Source organism: Hydrogenophaga sp. ANAO-22 (genome assembly GCF_042466645.1).
GTDB lineage: Bacteria > Pseudomonadota > Gammaproteobacteria > Burkholderiales > Burkholderiaceae_C > Hydrogenophaga.
In genome coordinates, this window is the sequence record NZ_CP159956.1 from 5577662 (window position 1) to 5594770 (window position 17109).

The 17109-nt window shown below is 68.3% G+C and carries 15 protein-coding genes; 4 read left to right on the plus strand and 11 right to left on the minus strand.

What is annotated here, in order from left to right; all coding sequences use genetic code 11:
• Positions 1-27: 27 nt before the first annotated feature.
• The 8 genes from ABSY19_RS27100 to ABSY19_RS27135 form a co-directional block, all read right to left on the minus strand.
• Entirely contained in the window at positions 28-1101 is a 1074-nt protein-coding gene (locus ABSY19_RS27100) for an NAD(P)/FAD-dependent oxidoreductase (RefSeq protein ID WP_382157483.1), read from the minus strand.
• A 7-nt stretch (positions 1102-1108) separates the two neighbouring features.
• Entirely contained in the window at positions 1109-1438 is a 330-nt protein-coding gene (gene fdxA / locus ABSY19_RS27105; RefSeq protein WP_382157485.1) for a ferredoxin FdxA, read from the minus strand.
• 102 nt (positions 1439-1540) lie between these two features.
• On the minus strand, positions 1541-2851 hold the full coding sequence (locus tag ABSY19_RS27110) for a sulfate adenylyltransferase subunit 1 (protein ID WP_382157487.1): 1311 nt from the start codon (positions 2849-2851) through the stop codon (positions 1541-1543).
• Positions 2852-2963: 112 nt separating this feature from the next.
• On the minus strand, positions 2964-3923 hold the full coding sequence (gene cysD / locus ABSY19_RS27115) for a sulfate adenylyltransferase subunit CysD (RefSeq protein ID WP_382157489.1): 960 nt from the start codon (positions 3921-3923) through the stop codon (positions 2964-2966).
• Positions 3920-4669 carry a phosphoadenylyl-sulfate reductase gene (locus ABSY19_RS27120; protein ID WP_382157491.1) on the minus strand — a complete coding sequence of 250 codons (750 nt, stop codon included), beginning with the start codon at positions 4667-4669 and terminating at the stop codon, positions 3920-3922. The genes cysD and ABSY19_RS27120 overlap by 4 nt, the downstream gene beginning before the upstream one ends.
• 19 nt (positions 4670-4688) lie before the next feature.
• Positions 4689-5081 carry a DUF934 domain-containing protein gene (locus tag ABSY19_RS27125; protein WP_382157493.1) on the minus strand — a complete coding sequence of 131 codons (393 nt, stop codon included), beginning with the start codon at positions 5079-5081 and terminating at the stop codon, positions 4689-4691.
• Between the two features lie 11 nt (positions 5082-5092).
• Positions 5093-6868: a nitrite/sulfite reductase gene (locus ABSY19_RS27130; protein WP_382157495.1), complete on the minus strand. Its 1776-nt coding sequence runs from the start codon at positions 6866-6868 to the stop codon at positions 5093-5095.
• A 22-nt stretch (positions 6869-6890) separates the two neighbouring features.
• Positions 6891-7682, minus strand: coding sequence for a sulfite exporter TauE/SafE family protein (locus tag ABSY19_RS27135; RefSeq protein WP_382157497.1), 792 nt, complete (start codon positions 7680-7682; stop codon positions 6891-6893).
• Positions 7683-7848: 166 nt separating this feature from the next.
• Here ABSY19_RS27135 and ABSY19_RS27140 point away from each other — a divergent pair, with 166 nt between their 5' ends.
• Entirely contained in the window at positions 7849-8661 is an 813-nt protein-coding gene (locus ABSY19_RS27140; protein WP_382157499.1) for a hypothetical protein, read from the plus strand.
• A 1-nt stretch (position 8662) separates the two neighbouring features.
• Here ABSY19_RS27140 and ABSY19_RS27145 read toward each other — a convergent pair whose 3' ends face one another.
• Together ABSY19_RS27145 and ABSY19_RS27150 are read right to left on the minus strand one after the other, a co-directional pair.
• Entirely contained in the window at positions 8663-9823 is a 1161-nt protein-coding gene (locus ABSY19_RS27145; protein WP_382157501.1) for an FAD-dependent oxidoreductase, read from the minus strand.
• Between the two features lie 14 nt (positions 9824-9837).
• Entirely contained in the window at positions 9838-10119 is a 282-nt protein-coding gene (locus ABSY19_RS27150; protein ID WP_291118974.1) for an oxidative damage protection protein, read from the minus strand.
• Positions 10120-10397: 278 nt separating this feature from the next.
• Here ABSY19_RS27150 and ABSY19_RS27155 point away from each other — a divergent pair, with 278 nt between their 5' ends.
• Together ABSY19_RS27155 and ABSY19_RS27160 are read left to right on the plus strand one after the other, a co-directional pair.
• On the plus strand, positions 10398-11168 hold the full coding sequence (locus ABSY19_RS27155; protein ID WP_291118977.1) for a ferredoxin--NADP reductase: 771 nt from the start codon (positions 10398-10400) through the stop codon (positions 11166-11168).
• Between the two features lie 91 nt (positions 11169-11259).
• The gene (locus ABSY19_RS27160; RefSeq protein WP_382163962.1) at positions 11260-11778 is read left to right on the plus strand and encodes a disulfide bond formation protein B; all 519 of its coding nucleotides are present in this window, start codon (positions 11260-11262) and stop codon (positions 11776-11778) included.
• Positions 11779-11802: 24 nt separating this feature from the next.
• On the opposite strand, the gene argA is transcribed toward ABSY19_RS27160, so the two are convergent.
• A complete protein-coding gene (gene argA, locus ABSY19_RS27165; RefSeq protein ID WP_382157503.1) occupies positions 11803-13143 on the minus strand; it encodes an amino-acid N-acetyltransferase in 1341 nt (446 codons plus the stop codon).
• Positions 13144-13163: 20 nt separating this feature from the next.
• Between argA and hrpA the strand changes: the two genes are divergently transcribed.
• Positions 13164-17096 (plus strand): ATP-dependent RNA helicase HrpA, encoded by a 3933-nt coding sequence (gene hrpA, locus ABSY19_RS27170; RefSeq protein WP_382157505.1) that lies wholly within the window; start codon positions 13164-13166, stop codon positions 17094-17096.
• Positions 17097-17109: the final 13 nt, after the last annotated feature.

Sequence of the window (17109 nt, forward strand, 5' to 3'; positions counted from 1 at the left end):
TGTCACTGCGCACAACACGGCCTGGGCTCAATCCAGCACCGGCGAGTCCACGCCCAACACCTTGTGCAGCTTGGTGCTGCTGGTGGTGTATTGCAGCGTCACCTTCTTGTCGGGAAAGATGAAGGGCGCGGCGCCGAAGGCGGCCAAGGCGCACTCATGGAAACCGGAGAGGATGAGCTTCTTCTTGCCCGGGTAGGTGTTGATGTCACCCACCGCGAAGATGCCGGGCACGCTGGTGGAGAACTTTTCGGTGTCGACCACCAGCTGCTTGCGTTCGATGTCCAGGCCCCAGTCTGCGATCGGCCCGAGCTTGGGCGAGAGACCGAAGAACACCAGCAAGGCGTCCAGAGGCACGACGCGGGTCACGGCGTCGGGGCTGGTGACTTTCAGGCCTGTGAGGCGGCCATCGCTTTCCTCGAAGCCGGAGGTCTGGCCGACGATGAACTGCATCTCGTGGCGCTCGCAGAGCTCGCGCATCTTCGCCACGTTCGCGGGCGCGGCTTGAAAGCCGTCGCGGCGGTGGATGAGGATCACGCTGGCGGCCCTATGCGGACCTTCGGCCGCGAAGTTCAGGGCCCAGTCGAGCGCCGAATCACCACCACCAATGATGACCAGATGCCTGCCCACGAAATCGGCTGGGCTCCTGACCCGGTAGAACAGCTGGGTGTCCTCGAATCGGTCCAGCCCCTCGACATTGAGCTTGCGCGGCTGGAAAGCACCCACGCCAGCGGCGATGAACAAGGTCTTGGTGAGGAACCGCGTGCCCTTGGAGGTGGCGACAAAGAAGCGGCCATCCGCCTGCTGTTGCACGCTGGTGACTTCCTGGCCGAGGTGGAAGCTGGCGCCGAAGGGCTTGATCTGTGAGAGCAGGCGATCCACGAGCTCCTGCCCGGTGCACACCGGGATGGCGGGGATGTCGTAGATGGGCTTGTCCGGGTACAGCTCGACCGGCTGGCCGCCGGGGTAGGCGAGTGAGTCGATCACGTGCGCCTTGATCTCCAGCAGGCCCAGTTCAAAAACCTGAAAGAGGCCGACCGGGCCCGCGCCCACGATGACGGCATCGGTTTCGATGAGGCCGTCGGGCGTGTTGGCGAAGGTCATGCCAGGTTCAGCGAATCAGCTCCGACAACTTGTCGCTGCGGTCTTTCCACTCGTCGTGGTCGGGCAAGGGGTCCTTGCGCTTGGTGATGCTCTTCCAGCCCGGCAGGCGAGCGAGCTCGGCGTTGAGCTCGGTCATGTGCTGCTGGTCCTTGGGCAGGTCTTCCTCGGCGTAGATCGCACTCACCGGGCATTCGGGAATGCACACCGCGCAGTCGATGCACTCATCCGGGTCGATCGTCAGGAAGTTCGGGCCTTCGCGGAAACAGTCCACGGGACAGACGTCCACACAATCGGTGTATTTGCAGCGGATGCAGGCTTCGGTGACAACGTGGGTCATGGTGATGATGGGAATCGGTAGAACCCCGGATTTTAGGGTTTCCCTGAACCCCAGGCAGGCGCAAGCCCCTTGCCTGGGTACGCGTTAAGGACGGAGGGTCTTTCAGAGCACCAGCAAGGCGCCCGAGGTGCGGTGGCTGGCGGTGTCCACCAGCACCAGGGACCCGAGGGTGCGCGAGCGCTCGAAGGGCAGGGTGGCCAGCGGTTCCTGCAGCGCCAGCTCGATGTGGCCGATGGCGTTGGGCTCGAGCTGGCTGGCCTCTTCCTCGGCCAGTGTGTGGATGTCCAGGCGGTGCACGATGCGCTTGATCTTGGCCTTGACCCAGCGGTGGCCATGCAGCGCCCAGTACACGCGGCCGGGCACCAGGGTCTCGTCGTCGAGCCAGGCCACGGTGGCGCGGATCTCGCGGCTGCCCGTCAGGGTGTCCTGCGCTTCACCGTCCTCGACGGCCAGCAGCCAGTCGCCGCGCGAGACATCAACCTCGCGGTCGAGCACGATGCCGGCGCTGTGGCCGGCCAGCACGGCCTGGGGCTGGCGCACGTGGTTGAGCACTTGCGCGACCACGGCGGTCTGACCGTTGGGCATGATGCGCACCGCCTGGCCCGGCTGCACGCCACCCGTGGCCACACGGCCCCAGAAGACGCGGCGGCCTTGCGAGGTGTCGGACGAGCTGCTGAATTTCTCCACCCATTGCACGGCGAAGGCGAAGGGCAGCGTGTTGTCGGCCGGCGTGACGGGCAGGCCTTCGAGGATCTCCAGCAGCGTTGGGCCGCTGTAGCCGCACCAGCCGGCCTGCTCGCTGGCGTCCACCACGTTCCAGCCCTTGAGGGCCGACACCGGCACGGTGGCCGTGACCGGGATGCCGGCCTGCGCGGCGAACTGCCGCAGCGCCGCGGCGATGTGGGCGAAGGCCGTGCGGCTGTCCTCGACGGCGTCGAGCTTGTTGATGGCGAACACCACCGAGGGCACGCGCAGCAGCTTGAGCAGCAGGCTGTGGCGGCGGGTCTGAGGGAGCAGTTGCAGCGCGGCGTCGGCCCAGTTCAGCTTGGTGGCGTCCACCAGCACCACGGCCGCGTCGGCGCTGGAGGCCGCCGTGACCATGTTGCGCGTGTACTGCTCATGGCCCGGTGCGTCGCCGATGATGAACTTGCGCGCTTCGGTGCTGAAGTAGCGGTAGGCCACGTCGATGGTGATGCCTTGCTCGCGCTCGGCCGACAGGCCGTCGGTCAGCAGGGCGAGGTCGGTCTGGCCGTGGCGCTGCACGCCGGCCAGGTGGTCCTGCAGCACGGCCTTGCTGTCGACCAGCAGGCGGCCGATCAGCGTGCTCTTGCCATCGTCCACGCTGCCGCAGGTGATGAGGCGCAGGGCGGAGCGGGTGTCTTGAGCAATGGGAGCGAGTTCAGCGGTGGTCATGGCGATCTTTCTGCGAGAGATATCTGTTCAAGGGTGTCGCGGGTCCGGCTTCGCCGGCCCGCAGACACCGCCCCCAGTGGGGGTGACGCGCCACGGGCGCGGCGCGGGGGCGTCAAAAGTACCCGTCTTTCTTGCGCTTCTCCATCGAGGCGTCGGACGTCTTGTCGTCCATGCGCGTGGCGCCGCGTTCGCTGACCTCGGCGGCCAGCGTCTCGATCACGATGTCGTCGGCCGTGGCGGCCAGGCTCTCCACCGGGCAGGTGCAGGTGATGTCGCCCACGGTGCGGAAGCGCACGTCGCGCACCTCCACGGTTTCGCCGTCGCGCGGCGGCGTGAGTTCGGTCACCGGCACGAGCAGGCCGCGGCGGTCGATCACTTCGCGCTGGTGCGTGTAGTAGATCGAGGGTAGGGCGATGTTTTCGCGCGCGATGTACTGCCACACGTCCAGCTCGGTCCAGTTGCTGATGGGGAACACGCGGAAGTGCTCGCCGGGCTGGATCCGGGTGTTGAACAGCGTCCAGAGCTCGGGGCGTTGCGCCTTGGGTTGCCACTGACCGAAGCTGTCGCGGTGGCTGAAGATGCGCTCCTTGGCGCGGGCTTTCTCCTCGTCGCGCCGTGCGCCGCCGATCAGCGCATCGAAGCGGAATTCCTCGATGGCTTCCAGCAGCGTGACCGACTGGTGCACGTTGCGGCTCTCGCCTGGATGGGCCAGGCGCACGGTGCCACGCGCCATCGAGTCCTCGACGCTGCGCACGATCAGTTCGGCGCCGAGTTCCTTGGCGCGCAGGTCGCGGAAATCGGTCACTTCGGGAAAGTTGTGGCCGGTGTCGATCATCAGCAGCGGGTAGGGGATGCGGCCGGCGCCGAAGGCCTTCTCGGCGCACTTGAGCATGACCAGCGAGTCCTTGCCACCCGAGAACAGCAGCGCGGGGCGCTCGAAGGCGGCAGCCACCTCGCGCAGGATGAAGATGGTTTCCTCTTCCAGGGCATCCAGGTGGGCGTTGCTCAGGTGGTGATCGCTGGCGTGTTGCAGCGCGGTCTGGATCACGGCGGTTTCGGTGCGGGCGTTCATGCGTGGGTCCGTTCGAGAGGCGATACGAGGGGTTCGGCGGCGGGCTGCACATGCAGGCCGCATTCCTTGGCGCTTTCCTGCTCCCACCACCAGCGGCCGGCGCGGAAGTCCTCGCCGACGCTGATGGCGCGCGTGCAGGGCGCGCAGCCGATGCTGGGGAAGAACTGGTCGTGCAGCGCGTTGTAGTCGAGCTGGTGTTCGGCAATGAAGTGCCAGACATCGCCCCAGGTCCATTCGACGATGGGGCTGACCTTGATGCGCTCGGGCTCCTGCACGATCTCGCCCACTTCGGCGCGCGCGTTGGATTGCTCGCGGCGCAGGCCGGTGATCCAGCCGTCCTGGCCGGCCAGGGCGCGCGCCAGGGGCTCCATCTTGCGGATGTCGCAGCAGGCCTTGCGCAGTTCGATGCTCTGGTACATCGCCTCTTCACCGTTCTTGCGCACGAAGTGGATCACCGATTCCTGCTTGGGCCGGAACACCTGCACGCTGAGGCCGTAGCGCTGCTCGATCTTCGGGATCAGCGCGAGCGTCTCGGCGTGCAGCTTGCCGGTCTCCAGCACGAAGACGCTGGCCTCGATGCCGGCCAGGTGCATCAGGTGCGTGACCACCATGTCTTCCGCGCCCAGGCTGGAGGCTTGCGTGAGCCTGGGGTGGTTGGCGGCCGTCTCACGCAGCAGTGCGATGCTGCGCTCGACCTTGGCGGCGAAGTCGGGCGAGGGGCGGTTGTAGAGAGCGATGGCGGTCATGGCTGTGGCTGTGAGACGCTCAGGCGGTGGCGGCGAAATGCGGCGTGGTGTGCACCGCATCGCCCTGGTAGAAGGCGGGGTAGTGCTTCAGCAGCGCTTCACCATGGGCGAGGTTCTGGTCGGCGCGCAGCACGGCCTGGCTGAAGCCGCTGCGCTGCATCTGCACCAGCTGGTCGATCAGCACGTCACCCGTGGCGCGGATCTGGCCCGTGAAGCCCAGGCGGCGGCGCAGCAGGAAGGCCTGGCTGAAGGCGCGGCCGTCGCTGAACTTGGGGAAGTGCAGTTCCACCACGCCGATGCCGCTCAGGTCGGCCTCGCGGGGATCGGCGTCGTTGGCGATCGAGAGGCGTTGCGACTCGGCTTCGGTGGCCGTGAACGTGTCGGCGCTGAAGAGTTGAAGGTTCTGGCTCATGCGGTCTCTCCTCAGGCGGCGGCGCGGGCCGTGCTCGTGCGCACCGCGTTGGCGGCGGTCTTGAACGGGTCGGCACCGGTGCGGCGCAGGGTGTTCACGAAGGTCTCCTGGCCCGTGCGCTGGGCGCGGTAGGTGTCGAGCAGGGCCTCGATCACGTCGGGCACTTCGCTGGCGGCGAAGGACGGGCCGATCACCTTGCCCGGCGTGGCGTCGCCGGAGAGGCGCGTGCCGTCCGAGCCGCCGAGCGTGACCTGGTACCACTCCTGGCCGTCCTTGTCGACGCCCAGGATGCCGATGTGGCCGCTGTGGTGGTGGCCGCAGGAGTTGATGCAGCCGCTGATGTGCAGGTCGATCTCGCCCAGGTCGTGCAGCTCGTCGAGGTCCTTGTAGCGGCCCAGGATGGCCTGTGCCAGCGGCAGCGAGCGCGCGTTGGCGAGGTCGCAGAAGTCGCCGCCGGGGCAGGCGATCATGTCGGTGAGCAGGCCGATGTTGGGCTTGGCCAGGCCCAGGCGGCGCGCCTCGCGCCACAGCTCGGGCAACTGGTCGCAGCGCACCCAGGGCAGCAGCAGGTTCTGTTCGTGCGTCACGCGGGCTTCGCCGGCCGAGAAGCGCTCGGCCAGTTCGGCGGCGCGCTCGAGCTGTTCGGCCGTGGCATCGCCGGGGGCTTGCCCGAATCGCTTGAACGACAGCGTGACGGCGCGCAGGTCGGGGTTCTGGTGCGGCTTGACGTTCTGCTGCAGCCAGCGGCTGAATTCCAGGTCGTCCTCGGCCGCGGCCTTGAGGATGTGCGCGATCTTGGCGTCGGCGCTCTTGCGGTCGCAGTTGAGTTGCGGCGGCACGAAGAAGGCGCTCACGCGGTCCAGTTCGGCCTGGCTGATGGTGTGCGGCGCGCCGTCCTTCTCGAGGATGTCCTGGTACTCGGCTTCCACCTGGTCGGTGAAGGCCTGGCCTTCGGCCTTCACCAGGATCTTGATGCGGGCCTTGTAGATGTTGTCGCGGCGGCCGAAGCGGTTGTAGGCGCGCACCACGGCTTCGAGGTAGTTGAGGATCTGGTTCCAGGGCAGGAACTCGCGGACCACGCTGCCGATGATGGGCGTGCGGCCCATGCCACCGCCCACGCGCACCTGGAAGCCCAGGTCGCCGTCGACATTGCGCAGCAGGCGCAAGCCCACGTCGTGCCAGGGGGTGGCCGCGCGGTCTTCGCGCGCGCCGGTGATGGCCACCTTGAACTTGCGCGGCAGGAAGGCGAACTCGGGGTGCAGCGTGCTCCACTGGCGCAGGATTTCGGCGAAGGGGCGCGGATCGGCGACCTCGTCGATCGCGATGCCGGCAAGCGCGTCGGTGGTGATGTTGCGGATGCAGTTGCCGCTGGTCTGGATGCCGTGCAGGCCCACGCTGGCCAGCAGGTCCATCACATCGGCCGAGCGCGAGAGCGGGATCCAGTTGTACTGCACGTTCTGGCGCGTGGTGAAGTGGCCGCAGCGGTCGGGCAGAGTGGGCACTTCGGACAGACCGGCGTTGGCCTTGGAAACGTCGTGATCTTCCTTGTGGTCGTAGTCGCGCGCGATCTTTGCCAGCACGCGCAGTTGCGGCGCGGAGATCTCGCCGTAGGGCACGGCCACGCGCAGCATGGGCGCGAAGCGCTGCACGTACCAGCCGTTCTGCAGGCGCAGCGGCTTGAACTCGTCGTCGCCCAGCGTGCCGGCTTGCCAGCGGGTCAGCTGGTCCCGGTACTGGGCGGCGCGCAGGTGCACGAACTGGCGGTCAAAGTCGGAATATTGGTACATCGTCTTCGTGGGTCTTCAGGAATCAAAAAGCGATCAGCTTCGTGCCGGCATAGGCCAGCAGCAGCGACAGCGCCGAGCGCACCAGGCGCTCAGGGGTATGGCGCATCAGACGCGTGCCCAGCCAGATGCCGGGCAGCGAACCGGCGAGCAGCTTGGCCAGCAGCGGCCAGTCGACCGAGCCCAGGCTCGCGTGGCCCAGGCCGGCGACCAGCGTGAGCGGAACGGCGTAAGCGATGTCGGCGGCCACGATGCGGGGCAGCGGCAACAGGGGAAACAGCAACAGCAGCACGGAGACACCGATGGCGCCCGCACCGACCGAGGTGAGCGTGACGAGGGTGCCGATCACCGCACCGAACAGCACCGGCAGGCTCCAGTGGCGCGCATGCGTGGCCTGGGCCAGCTGGCCTTCGGGCAATTGGCGGGGCAGCTGTTTGCCGCGCGCCGCCTTGTAGAGCATGGCCACCGCCGTCAGCAGCAGCGCCACGCCCAGGGTGTTCGTCATCAGCGATTGCACCGTTGCGCTCGTGGGGCCGAGCTGGCGCAGCACCAGCAACGTCAACAGCGCCGCCGGCAGGCTGCCGGCGCTCAGCTGGCCGACCACGCGCCAGGGCACCAGCTTCTGCCGCGCCAGGCTGACCGTGCCGCCCATCTTGGTGAAGGCGGCGAACAGCAGGTCGGTGCCGACCGCGAGGTAGGGTTTGACGCCGAAAAAGAAGATCAGGATGGGCGTCATGAGCGAGCCGCCACCCACCCCCGTGAGACCCACGATGAGTCCCACGGCGAATCCGGCCAGGATGATGGCGATGTCAGGCATGGGCGAGACTGTAGAGAGACATCGATATATCCCAAACGATTTTTTGTTCATGGGTATATGCCACCCGGGAATAAACAAATGAGCGATGTGCCGAATCGCACACGAGATGGCCGCTCGTCGTACAACTCCGACCGCACATCGGTCTGCTGGGCGTAACATCCGCGCCATGCAAAAGCAGCGCATCCTGGTCAGCGTGGTCGGTTTTTCCGACGTGGAACGCCATGCGCTGAACACCGTGTTCCGCCTGTCGCAGGAACGCGAGCTGTCTTACGCCCCCTGGGTGCCCATGGCCCCGCCGGGCGCGGTGATCCCTTCCGGCGTGGCCCAGGTGGCGTTGGTGGATGGCGAAAGCCTGGAGGCCGTGTTGTCGCACGCCAAGGAGATGCCACCCGGGCAGCGCCTGATCTGGGTCGGCCCGGACGCCCCCGAACACGCCTGGCGGGTGCTGGACCGGCCCATCGAATGGGCCGCCGTGCTGCACGACCTGGACCTGGTGTTCGCCGCCCGGCAGGCCGATTCGGGCCTGCTCGATCTGGACGTGACCGCACCGGCGCCGCTGGACATCGACCTCGAGATGGACACCGCCGAAGCCACCGACATGACCCGGCGCGCGCTGGTGGTGGGGGCGGAGGATCAGGAAGGCACCTACCTGCGCACCCGCCTGGCCCTGGCGGGCGTGGGCCATGTGGACGAGGTGGTCGACACCGAGACCGCGCTGGAACTCATGGAGCGCAACCGCTACGTGTGCGGCGTGTTCAACCTGGACGACCACCGCATCGACGTGTGGGCGCTGATGCGCCACTTCGTCGCCCGCAATCCCCAGGCGCTGACCTTGGCGACGACCGAGCTGGCCGGCCCGCTGGCGGGCTGGTGGCGCCGCCGCCGGGTGCGGCGCGACGCGCACCGCGTGGGCATCACGGCCCTGCTGGAGCGGCCGTTCCAGCCGCGCCAGGTGTCCGAGTGGCTGGACCTGATCTGAGCTACTGACGGCGCGCCTGTTTCCAGGCGAAGCGCGCGGGATCGATCGCCCGCAGCAGGTCCTCTTCCGCGTCGGGCGTGGGCTCACCCTCCATCTGGGCGGCCAGCTGGTTCGCGCACCAGGCGGCCAAGGTGATGCCGCGCGAGCCCAGCGCGGCCAGCAGGTAGAGCCCAGGCCGGCGGGGGGTGTCCGCCAAGGGCACACGGCCCCGCCGGACACCGGCCGCCGCCATGTGGGCCTTCAGGGCCTCGCCGTCGGGCACCGCACCCACCAGCGGCAGGCGGTCCAACGAGGCGCAGCGCACCTGCGCCCAACCCAGCAGCTCGCCTCGCTGCCAGGCCTGCCGCAGATCCAGCGCCGCGCGCGGGCAGATGGCCTCCAGGCTCTCGGCGTTGCGCTCGTGCGCCTGCTCGCTCAGCTGCGTGCTGTTCTCGCCGCGCTCGTAGGTGGAGCCCATGGCCCAGACGCGCGCCGGCCAGGCGGGCGGCAACCCGGTGTCTTCATAGAGGGGCACGTACACGCCGTTGTCGCGTTGCGGCCGCTCGGCCAGCGGGTCGCCGCTCTGGGCGGCCAGGCTCATCTGCCCCTTGACGGGGCGCAGGGGCAGGGCGTCGGGCTCCATCCAGCCGGTGGGTCCTGCCAGCAGGGCATGGCTGCCATAGGCCGAGGCGATCACGGCCACTGGGGCTTCGGCCACGCAGCGGCCCTGGGCATCCAGCGCGTGCCAGCCCACGGCGGAGGGGGCCAACGTCTGCACCGGGGTTTGCCAAAGGCACGCCAACGTGCCCAGGTTCGCCGCTTCGTCGAGCCAGGCCCGCACCAGGGCGGCCGGGCGCACCAGCGCGGCGGGCCAGCGGCCCGGATCGGGTCCCAGGTTGTCCACCTCGCAGGCTTGCCATCCCTGGCCTGGTGGAACCAGCCGCTGCAGCTCGGCCAGGGTGGTCGCCACGCCCAGTGCGGACAGCCGCGACAGCGGGGTGGGCGCGCGGGTGACATGGGGGCTCAGCATGCCCACCGGCAGGGCCGAGGCGCCTTGCGCCGGGCCGCTGGCGGCATCGACCAGCGTGAGCCGCCAGCCGCGCCGAGCCAGCGCCGCGCAGACCGCGGCGCCCGCCAGGCCGGCGCCGATCACCAGGGCATGGCGGGCTGGGGGTGGGGGCACGGCCCGGGCGGCGGTCAGTTGCCTTCGGGCGGCGGCGGCACGAAACCGGCGGCGGCGTCGGCGCCCTCGCCGAAGAAATGCTTTTCCATCTGGCGCGCGAGATACTGGCGCGCGCGCGCGTCAGCCAGGTTCAGGCGGTTTTCGTTGAGCAGCATGGTCTGGTGCTTGAGCCAGGCGGCCCAGGCCTCCTTGCTCACGTTCTCGTACAGGCGCTTGCCCATTTCGCCCGGGTAGGGCGGAAAGTCCAGGCCTTCGGCTTCCTTGCCGAGCTTGATGCAATGAACGGTGCGTGCCATGAGAAACGTCCTAGGAGGTGTGGGTTAGATGGATTGGTTATAACGAACTGAAGAAATAATTCGTTCCCGGACAGGCCAATCGTCGGCATGATCCGGGACTCTTTGTTCGTCGGCGCAGTTCGCCGTGGTGGGCGCAAGGCCCCGGGTATCCCGGGCAGCCCGTCACTGTAGCAAGGTTTCGGTGTCCGTCCCGCGAGTGGGGCCGGCCGATCACCCCGCCAGCCGCACGGCCGGCCCGACTTTTTACAATACGGGGTTCGACCCCATCAGGATCTCTCATGAGTGCATTTCTGGAAGAGCGCGTGCTCAGCGTTCACCATTGGACCGATCGGCTGTTCAGCTTCACCACCACGCGCGACACCTCGCTGCGGTTTTCCAACGGCCACTTCACCATGATCGGCCTGCGCGTGAACGACAAGCCCCTGCTGCGCGCCTACAGCATCGTCAGCCCGAACTGGGCCGACCACCTCGAGTTCCTCAGCATCAAGGTGCAGGACGGCCCGCTGACCTCGCGCCTGCAGCACATCCAGGTGGGCGACAGCATCGTCGTCGGCCGCAAGCCCACCGGCACCCTGCTGATCGACTACCTGTTGCCGGCCAAGCGCCTGTACCTGCTGGGCACGGGCACCGGCCTGGCGCCCTTCATGAGCGTCATCCGCGATCCGGAAACCTACGAGCGCTTCGAGCAGGTCGTGCTGGTGCACGGCGTGCGCCAGGTCAAGGAGCTGGCCTACCGCGAACTGATCACCGAGCAGCTCAAGCAGGACGAGTTCCTGGGCGAGGCCGTGCAGCAGAAGCTGCTGTACTACCCCACCGTCACGCGCGAGCCCTTCATGCACCAGGGTCGCATTCCCCAGCTGCTGGGCGACGGCGTGATCGCCAAGGACCTGGGTATTCCGCCCCTGAACCCGGCCGAAGACCGTGTGATGATCTGCGGCAGCCCCGAGATGCTGCGCGACCTCAAGGCCCTGTGCGAGAAGCGCGGCTTCAAGGAAGGCAACACCACGACGCCGGGCGATTTCGTCATCGAACGCGCCTTCGTGAGCTGAAGCGGGGGAACTTGCGGTGGATCGCCGGGCTCAGTGATCTGTCCCGCCCGGCGGCCGCCTTCTCCCAACTTCAGGATTTCCCTTGATCGCCATCCTTTCCCCTGGCCAACCGTCTCCCCTGACCCAGCACCCCCGCCGCATCCTGGGGCTGGTGGCCGCCGCCTGCGCCGCCATGCTGGCCTTCGGCCTGTACCTGCAGCACGTCGTGGGCCTGGAGCCTTGCCCCATGTGCATCGTGCAGCGCTACGCCCTGGTGGCGGTGGCGCTGGTGGCCGGCATCTCGGCCCTGTTGAAGGGCCGCGCGGCGCGGCAGGCCGGCATCGCGCTGATGGGCCTGCTCGCGGTCTTCGGTGCTTTCACGGCCGCGCGCCAGAGCTGGCTGCAGTGGAATCCGCCCGAGATCATGAGCTGCGGGCGCGACTTCTTCGGCATGATCGAAGCCTTCCCGCTGCGCCGCGCCATTCCCATGATCTTTCGCGGCAGCGGCGACTGCTCGGTGATCGACTGGACCTTCCTCGGCCTGTCGATCGCGAACTGGTCCTTCCTGTGCTTCTCGGCCATCATCGCGCTGGCCGTGGCCCTCTGGGTGAAGCGCCCGGCCGCCGCCTGAGGCCGTCCGGGCCGGCGCCGGCCCTCAGCTCAGCTTCTTCACCAGCACCTGGCTCTTGCGGTCCCAGTTGTACTTGCGCTTGCGCGCCTCCGGCAGCCAATCGGCGCTGACCTGCACGAAGCCGCGCTTGACGAACCAGTGCATGGTGCGGGTGGTGAGCACGAAGATGCTTTGCAGGCCTTGCGCCTTGGCCCGGGTCTCGATGCGCTTGAGCAGCCGTTCGCCGTCGCCCTGGCTCTGCGTCTGAGGTGAGACGGTGAGCGCGGCCATTTCACCGGTGCGCTCTTCCGGGTAGGGGTAGAGCGCCGCGCAGCCGAAGATCACGCCGTCGTGCTCGATGATGGTGTAGTTGCCCGCGTCGCGTTCGATCTCGGTGCGGTCGCGCTTGACCAGGGTGCCGTCCTTCTCGAACGGCTCGATCAGCGCCACGATGCCGCTCACGTCGTCCATGGTGGCCTCGCGCACGCTCTCCAGCTTTTCGTCCACCACCATGGTGCCGATGCCGTCGTGGGTGTAGATCTCCAGCAGCAGCGCTCCGTCCACCGAGAACGGCAGGATGTGGCTGCGGTCCACGCCGCCTTCGCAGGCGCGGATGCAGTGCTGCAGGTAGAACGCGGTGTCGGTGGGCTGCGTGGCCGAGGGCAGGGCGGCCAGCATCTTCTTCGCGTCGGCCAGCGGCAGCTCGGTGTCGATGTCGCTTTCCGGGTCGGCCTGATCGACGCGAATGCCCGGCACCTCGGTCAGGAACATCAGCTTGTCGGCCTGCAGCGCGACGGCCACCGAGGTCGCCACGTCTTCCATGGTCAGATTGAAGGCCTCGCCGGTGGGCGAGAAGCCGAAGGGCGAGAGCAGCACCATCGCGCCCATGTCGAGCGTGCGCTGGATGCCGTCGGTGTCCACCTTGCGCACCAGGCCGGAGTGGATGAAATCCACACCGTCGATCAGGCCCACGGGCCGCGCGGTGATGAAGTTGCCGGAGATCACGCGCACCGTGGCGCCCGCCATGGGCGTGTTGGGCAGGCCCTGGCTGAAGGCGGCCTCGATCTCGTAGCGCAGCTGGCCAGCGGCTTCCTGGGCGCAGTCCAGCGCCACCTCGTCGGTGATGCGCATGCCGTGCGAGTACTTCGCCTCATGGCCTTTGAGCCGCAGCTGTTCGTTCACCTGCGGCCGGAAGCCGTGCACCAGCACGATGTCCACGCCCATGCTTTGAATGAGCGCCAGATCCTGCGCCAGCTTCTCCAGCTTGCCGGCCGCGATGGCCTCGCCCGCGATGCCGACCACGATGGTGTTGCCTCGGTGCTTGTGGATGTAAGGCGCGACCGAGCGGAACCAGGGGACGAAGGTGAAGTTGAAGACAGTGGACATGGGGCGGTGGTCAGGCGGGCATGGGGCCGGGCGCGGATAATGGCCGGTTGCCCGATTTTGACCGAAGTTCCCACTTGTCCTCCACGCCGCTGCACATCGAATTCCCGGAAAGCCTGCCCGTCTCTGCGCGCCGCCATGAGATCGAGGCCGCGATGCGCGACCACCAGGTCGTCATCGTCTGCGGCGAAACAGGCTCGGGCAAGACCACGCAGCTGCCCAAGATCGCGCTGGCCATGGGGCGGGGCAAGTGCAACGCGAAACCGGGCCAGCGCGGCCAGCTGATCGGCCACACCCAGCCGCGGCGCATCGCCGCCTCCAGCGTGGCCAAGCGCATCGCCGAGGAACTCAAGACACCGCTGGGCGATGTGGTGGGCTACAAGGTGCGCTTCCAGGACCGCCTGTCCAAGGACGCCTCCGTCAAGCTGATGACCGACGGCATCCTGCTCGCCGAAACGCAGACCGACCCCGACCTGCGCGCCTACGACACCATCATCATCGACGAGGCGCACGAGCGCAGCCTGAACATCGACTTCCTGCTCGGCTACCTGCGCCAGCTGCTGCCGCGCCGGCCCGACCTCAAGGTGGTCGTGACCTCCGCCACCATCGACGCCGACCGTTTCGCGCGCTACTTCGCCTCGGCCAAGGGCCCGGCGCCGGTGCTCATGGTCTCGGGCCGCACCTTTCCGGTGGAGGTGCGCTGGCGCCCGTTCGAGGAAAGCCGCGACTACGACCTGAACAACGCCATCGCCGACGCGGTGGACGAACTCTGGCGCGGCCCGGCCGGCGGCGACATCCTGGTGTTCCTGCCGGGCGAGCGCGAGATCCGCGAGGCGGCCGACCACCTGCGCAAACACCTGAGCCACATTCCCACGCTGCGCAACGCCGAGGTGCTGCCGCTGTTCGCGCGCCTGTCGCAGGCCGAGCAGGACCGCATCTTCCAGGACCACAGCGGGCGGCGCATCGTGCTCTCCACCAACGTGGCCGAGACCTCGCTCACGGTGCCCGGCATCCGTTTCGTGATCGATGCCGGCACCGCCCGCGTGAAGCGCTACAGCTTCCGCCAGAAGGTGGAGCAGCTCATGGTGGAGCCCATCAGCCAGGCCGCGGCCAACCAGCGCGCCGGCCGCTGCGGCCGTGTCGCCGACGGGATCGCGATCCGGCTGTACGACGAAGCCGGCTTCGGCGCGCGCCCGGCGTTCACCGACCCCGAGATCCTGCGCAGCTCGCTCGCGGGCGTGATCCTGCGCATGAAGGCCTTGCGCCTGGGCGCGGTGGAAGACTTCGCCTTCATCGAGGCACCGCAGAAGCGCGCCATCGTCGATGGCTATCAGCTGCTGGCCGAACTCAACGCGGTGGACGAGGCCAACGAACTCACGCCCATCGGTCAGACGCTATCGCGCCTGCCGCTGGACCCGCGCGTGGGCCGCATGATTCTGGAGGCGCAGCAGCGCGGCGCGCTCGACGAGGTGCTGGTGATCGCCTCGGCCCTGAGCGTGCAGGATGTGCGCGACCGCCCGCTGGACAAACAGGCGCAGGCGGACCAGGCGCACGCCAAGTTCGACGACGAGAAGAGCGAGTTCAGCGGCACGCTCAAGCTCTGGAAATGGCTGGAGGACACCAAGGGTGGCCACGGCAAGGACCACAAGCTCAGCCACCGGCAGTACGAGAGCGTGCTGCGCGAGAACTTCGTCAATGTGCGGCGCGTGCGCGAGTGGCGCGACATCCACAGCCAGCTGCACACCGTGGTGGCCGAGCACCAGTGGAGGCTCAACGACAAGCCCGCCAGCTACGAGCAACTGCACCTGGCCATGCTGGCCGGGCTGCTGGGCAACGTGGGTCAGAAGCACGAAACCGAAGACTGGTACCTGGGCGCGCGCGGCATCAAGTTCCACCGCCACCCGGGCGCGAACCTGAGCAAGCGCCCCGGTCGCTGGATCGTGTGTGCCGAGCTGGTGGAGACCACGCGCCTGTTCGGGCGCGGCATCGCCGGCATCGAGCCGCTGTGGCTGGAGCAGGTGGGTGGGCACCTGATCAAGAAACAGCTGCTCGACCCGCACTGGGAGAAAAAAGCCGCGCAGGTCACGGCGCTGGAGCGCGCCACGCTGTATGGCCTGGTGGTCTACAGCAACCGCCGCACCGACTACGGCAAGGTAGACCCGGCCGGCGCGCGCGAGATCTTCATTCGCGAAGCCCTGGTGGCCGGCGAGTGGGAGACGCGCCTGCCGTTCCTGGCCGCGAACCAGAAGCTGGTGCGCCAGGTGGCCGAGCTGGAGCACAAGTCGCGCCGGCAGGACGTGCTGGTGGACGAGGAGCTGATCTACGCCTTCTACGACCAGCAATTGCCCGCGCACATCTGCAACGGCGCGGCCATGGAGCGCTGGTACCGCGACGCCGTGCGCGAGAACCCCAAGCTCCTGCTGCTCACGCGCGAGGAGCTGATGCGGCACGAGGCCGCCGGCATCACCACGCAGACCTTCCCCAAGACACTGCGCCTTGGCGGTGTGGACTGCGCCTGCAGCTACCTGCACGAGCCTGGCGACCCGCGCGATGGCCTGTCGGTCACGCTGCCGATCTTCGCGCTCAACCAGGCCAGCGAAGACCGCTGCGACTGGCTGGTGCCCGGCATGCTCAAGGAAAAGGTGCTGGCTTTGCTCAAGACCCTGCACCAGCGCCCGCGCTCGCGCCTGGTGCCTTTGCCGGCGACCGCCGAGCGTTTCGCGCAGGCGCTGTGTGAGCCCGCCACCTTCGGCGCCGGCAACCTGATGGACGCGGTGCTCAAGCTGGTGCGCGAGGCCACGCAGCTCGATATCCAGCGCAACGACATCAAGGTCGACATGCTCAGCGCGCACCACTTCATGCACCTGCGCGTGGTCGACGAACACGGCCGGCAGTTGGGCCAGGGCCGCAATCTCGCGGCGCTCAAGGCCGAGCTGGGCGCGCAGGCGCGCGGGGCCTTCCAGGCCCTGGCCTCGCTCAAGATGGAAGGGTTGCGCGCGGCGCCTGTGCCCGCCGCGCCCGTCAAGGGCGGCCCGGCGCCGGTGGCGGCCAAGGCGGCCGCCGCCAAGGCCCCGGCCGTGAGCGCGGCCCAGCGCCACACCGCCTGGGATTTCGGCGAGCTGCCCGAGCTGATGGAAATCCGCCAGGGCCAGCAGACCCTGATTGGCTTCCCGGCGCTGGTGGACGACGGCGAGGCGGTGCGCATCGAGGTGTTCGACGAGCCCGAGGTGGCCCAGGCGCGGCACCGCGAAGGCCTGCGCCGCCTGTGCGCGCTGCAGATCCGCGACGCGCTGAAGTACCTGGAAAAGAACCTGCCCGGCCTGCAGGCCATGGGCGTGGCCTACATGCAGGTGGGCAAGGAAGCGGGCGGTGGTGGCACGCTGGAAGAGTTGCGCTCGCAGATCCTGGAACTCGCGCTGGACCGCGCCTTCCTCGGCGACCCGCTGCCCACCGACGAAGCCGCCTTCAAGCGGCGCGTGGAAGAGGGGCGGGGGCGCCTCACGCTGATAGCCAACGAGATCGCCCGCACGGCCGGCACCGTGCTCACGGAGTACGCCGCCGCCGCGCGCAAGCTCAAGGACAGCAAACCGCCGGCGGACGCGGCCACCGACATCGCGCAGCAGCTGCAACGCCTGGTGCCCAAGCGCTTTCTCCTGCAGACGCCGTACGCGCAGTTGCAGCACCTGCCGCGGTATCTCAAGGCGGTGCAGTTGCGGCTGGACAAGCTGCGCGCCGACCCGGCGCGCGACGCCGCCAAGCTGGCCGAGCTGCGGCCGCAGGATCAGCGCTTCTGGCGGTTGGTGGCCGAGCGCAAGGGCGTGCAGGACGCCCGCCTTCAGGAACTGCGCTGGCTGCTGGAGGAGCTGCGGGTGAGTTTCTTCGCGCAGGAACTGCGCACCCCCCAGCCGGTGAGCGTGAAGCGGCTGGAGAAGGCCTGGACCCAGCTCAACGCCTGAGCCTCAGGCGAAA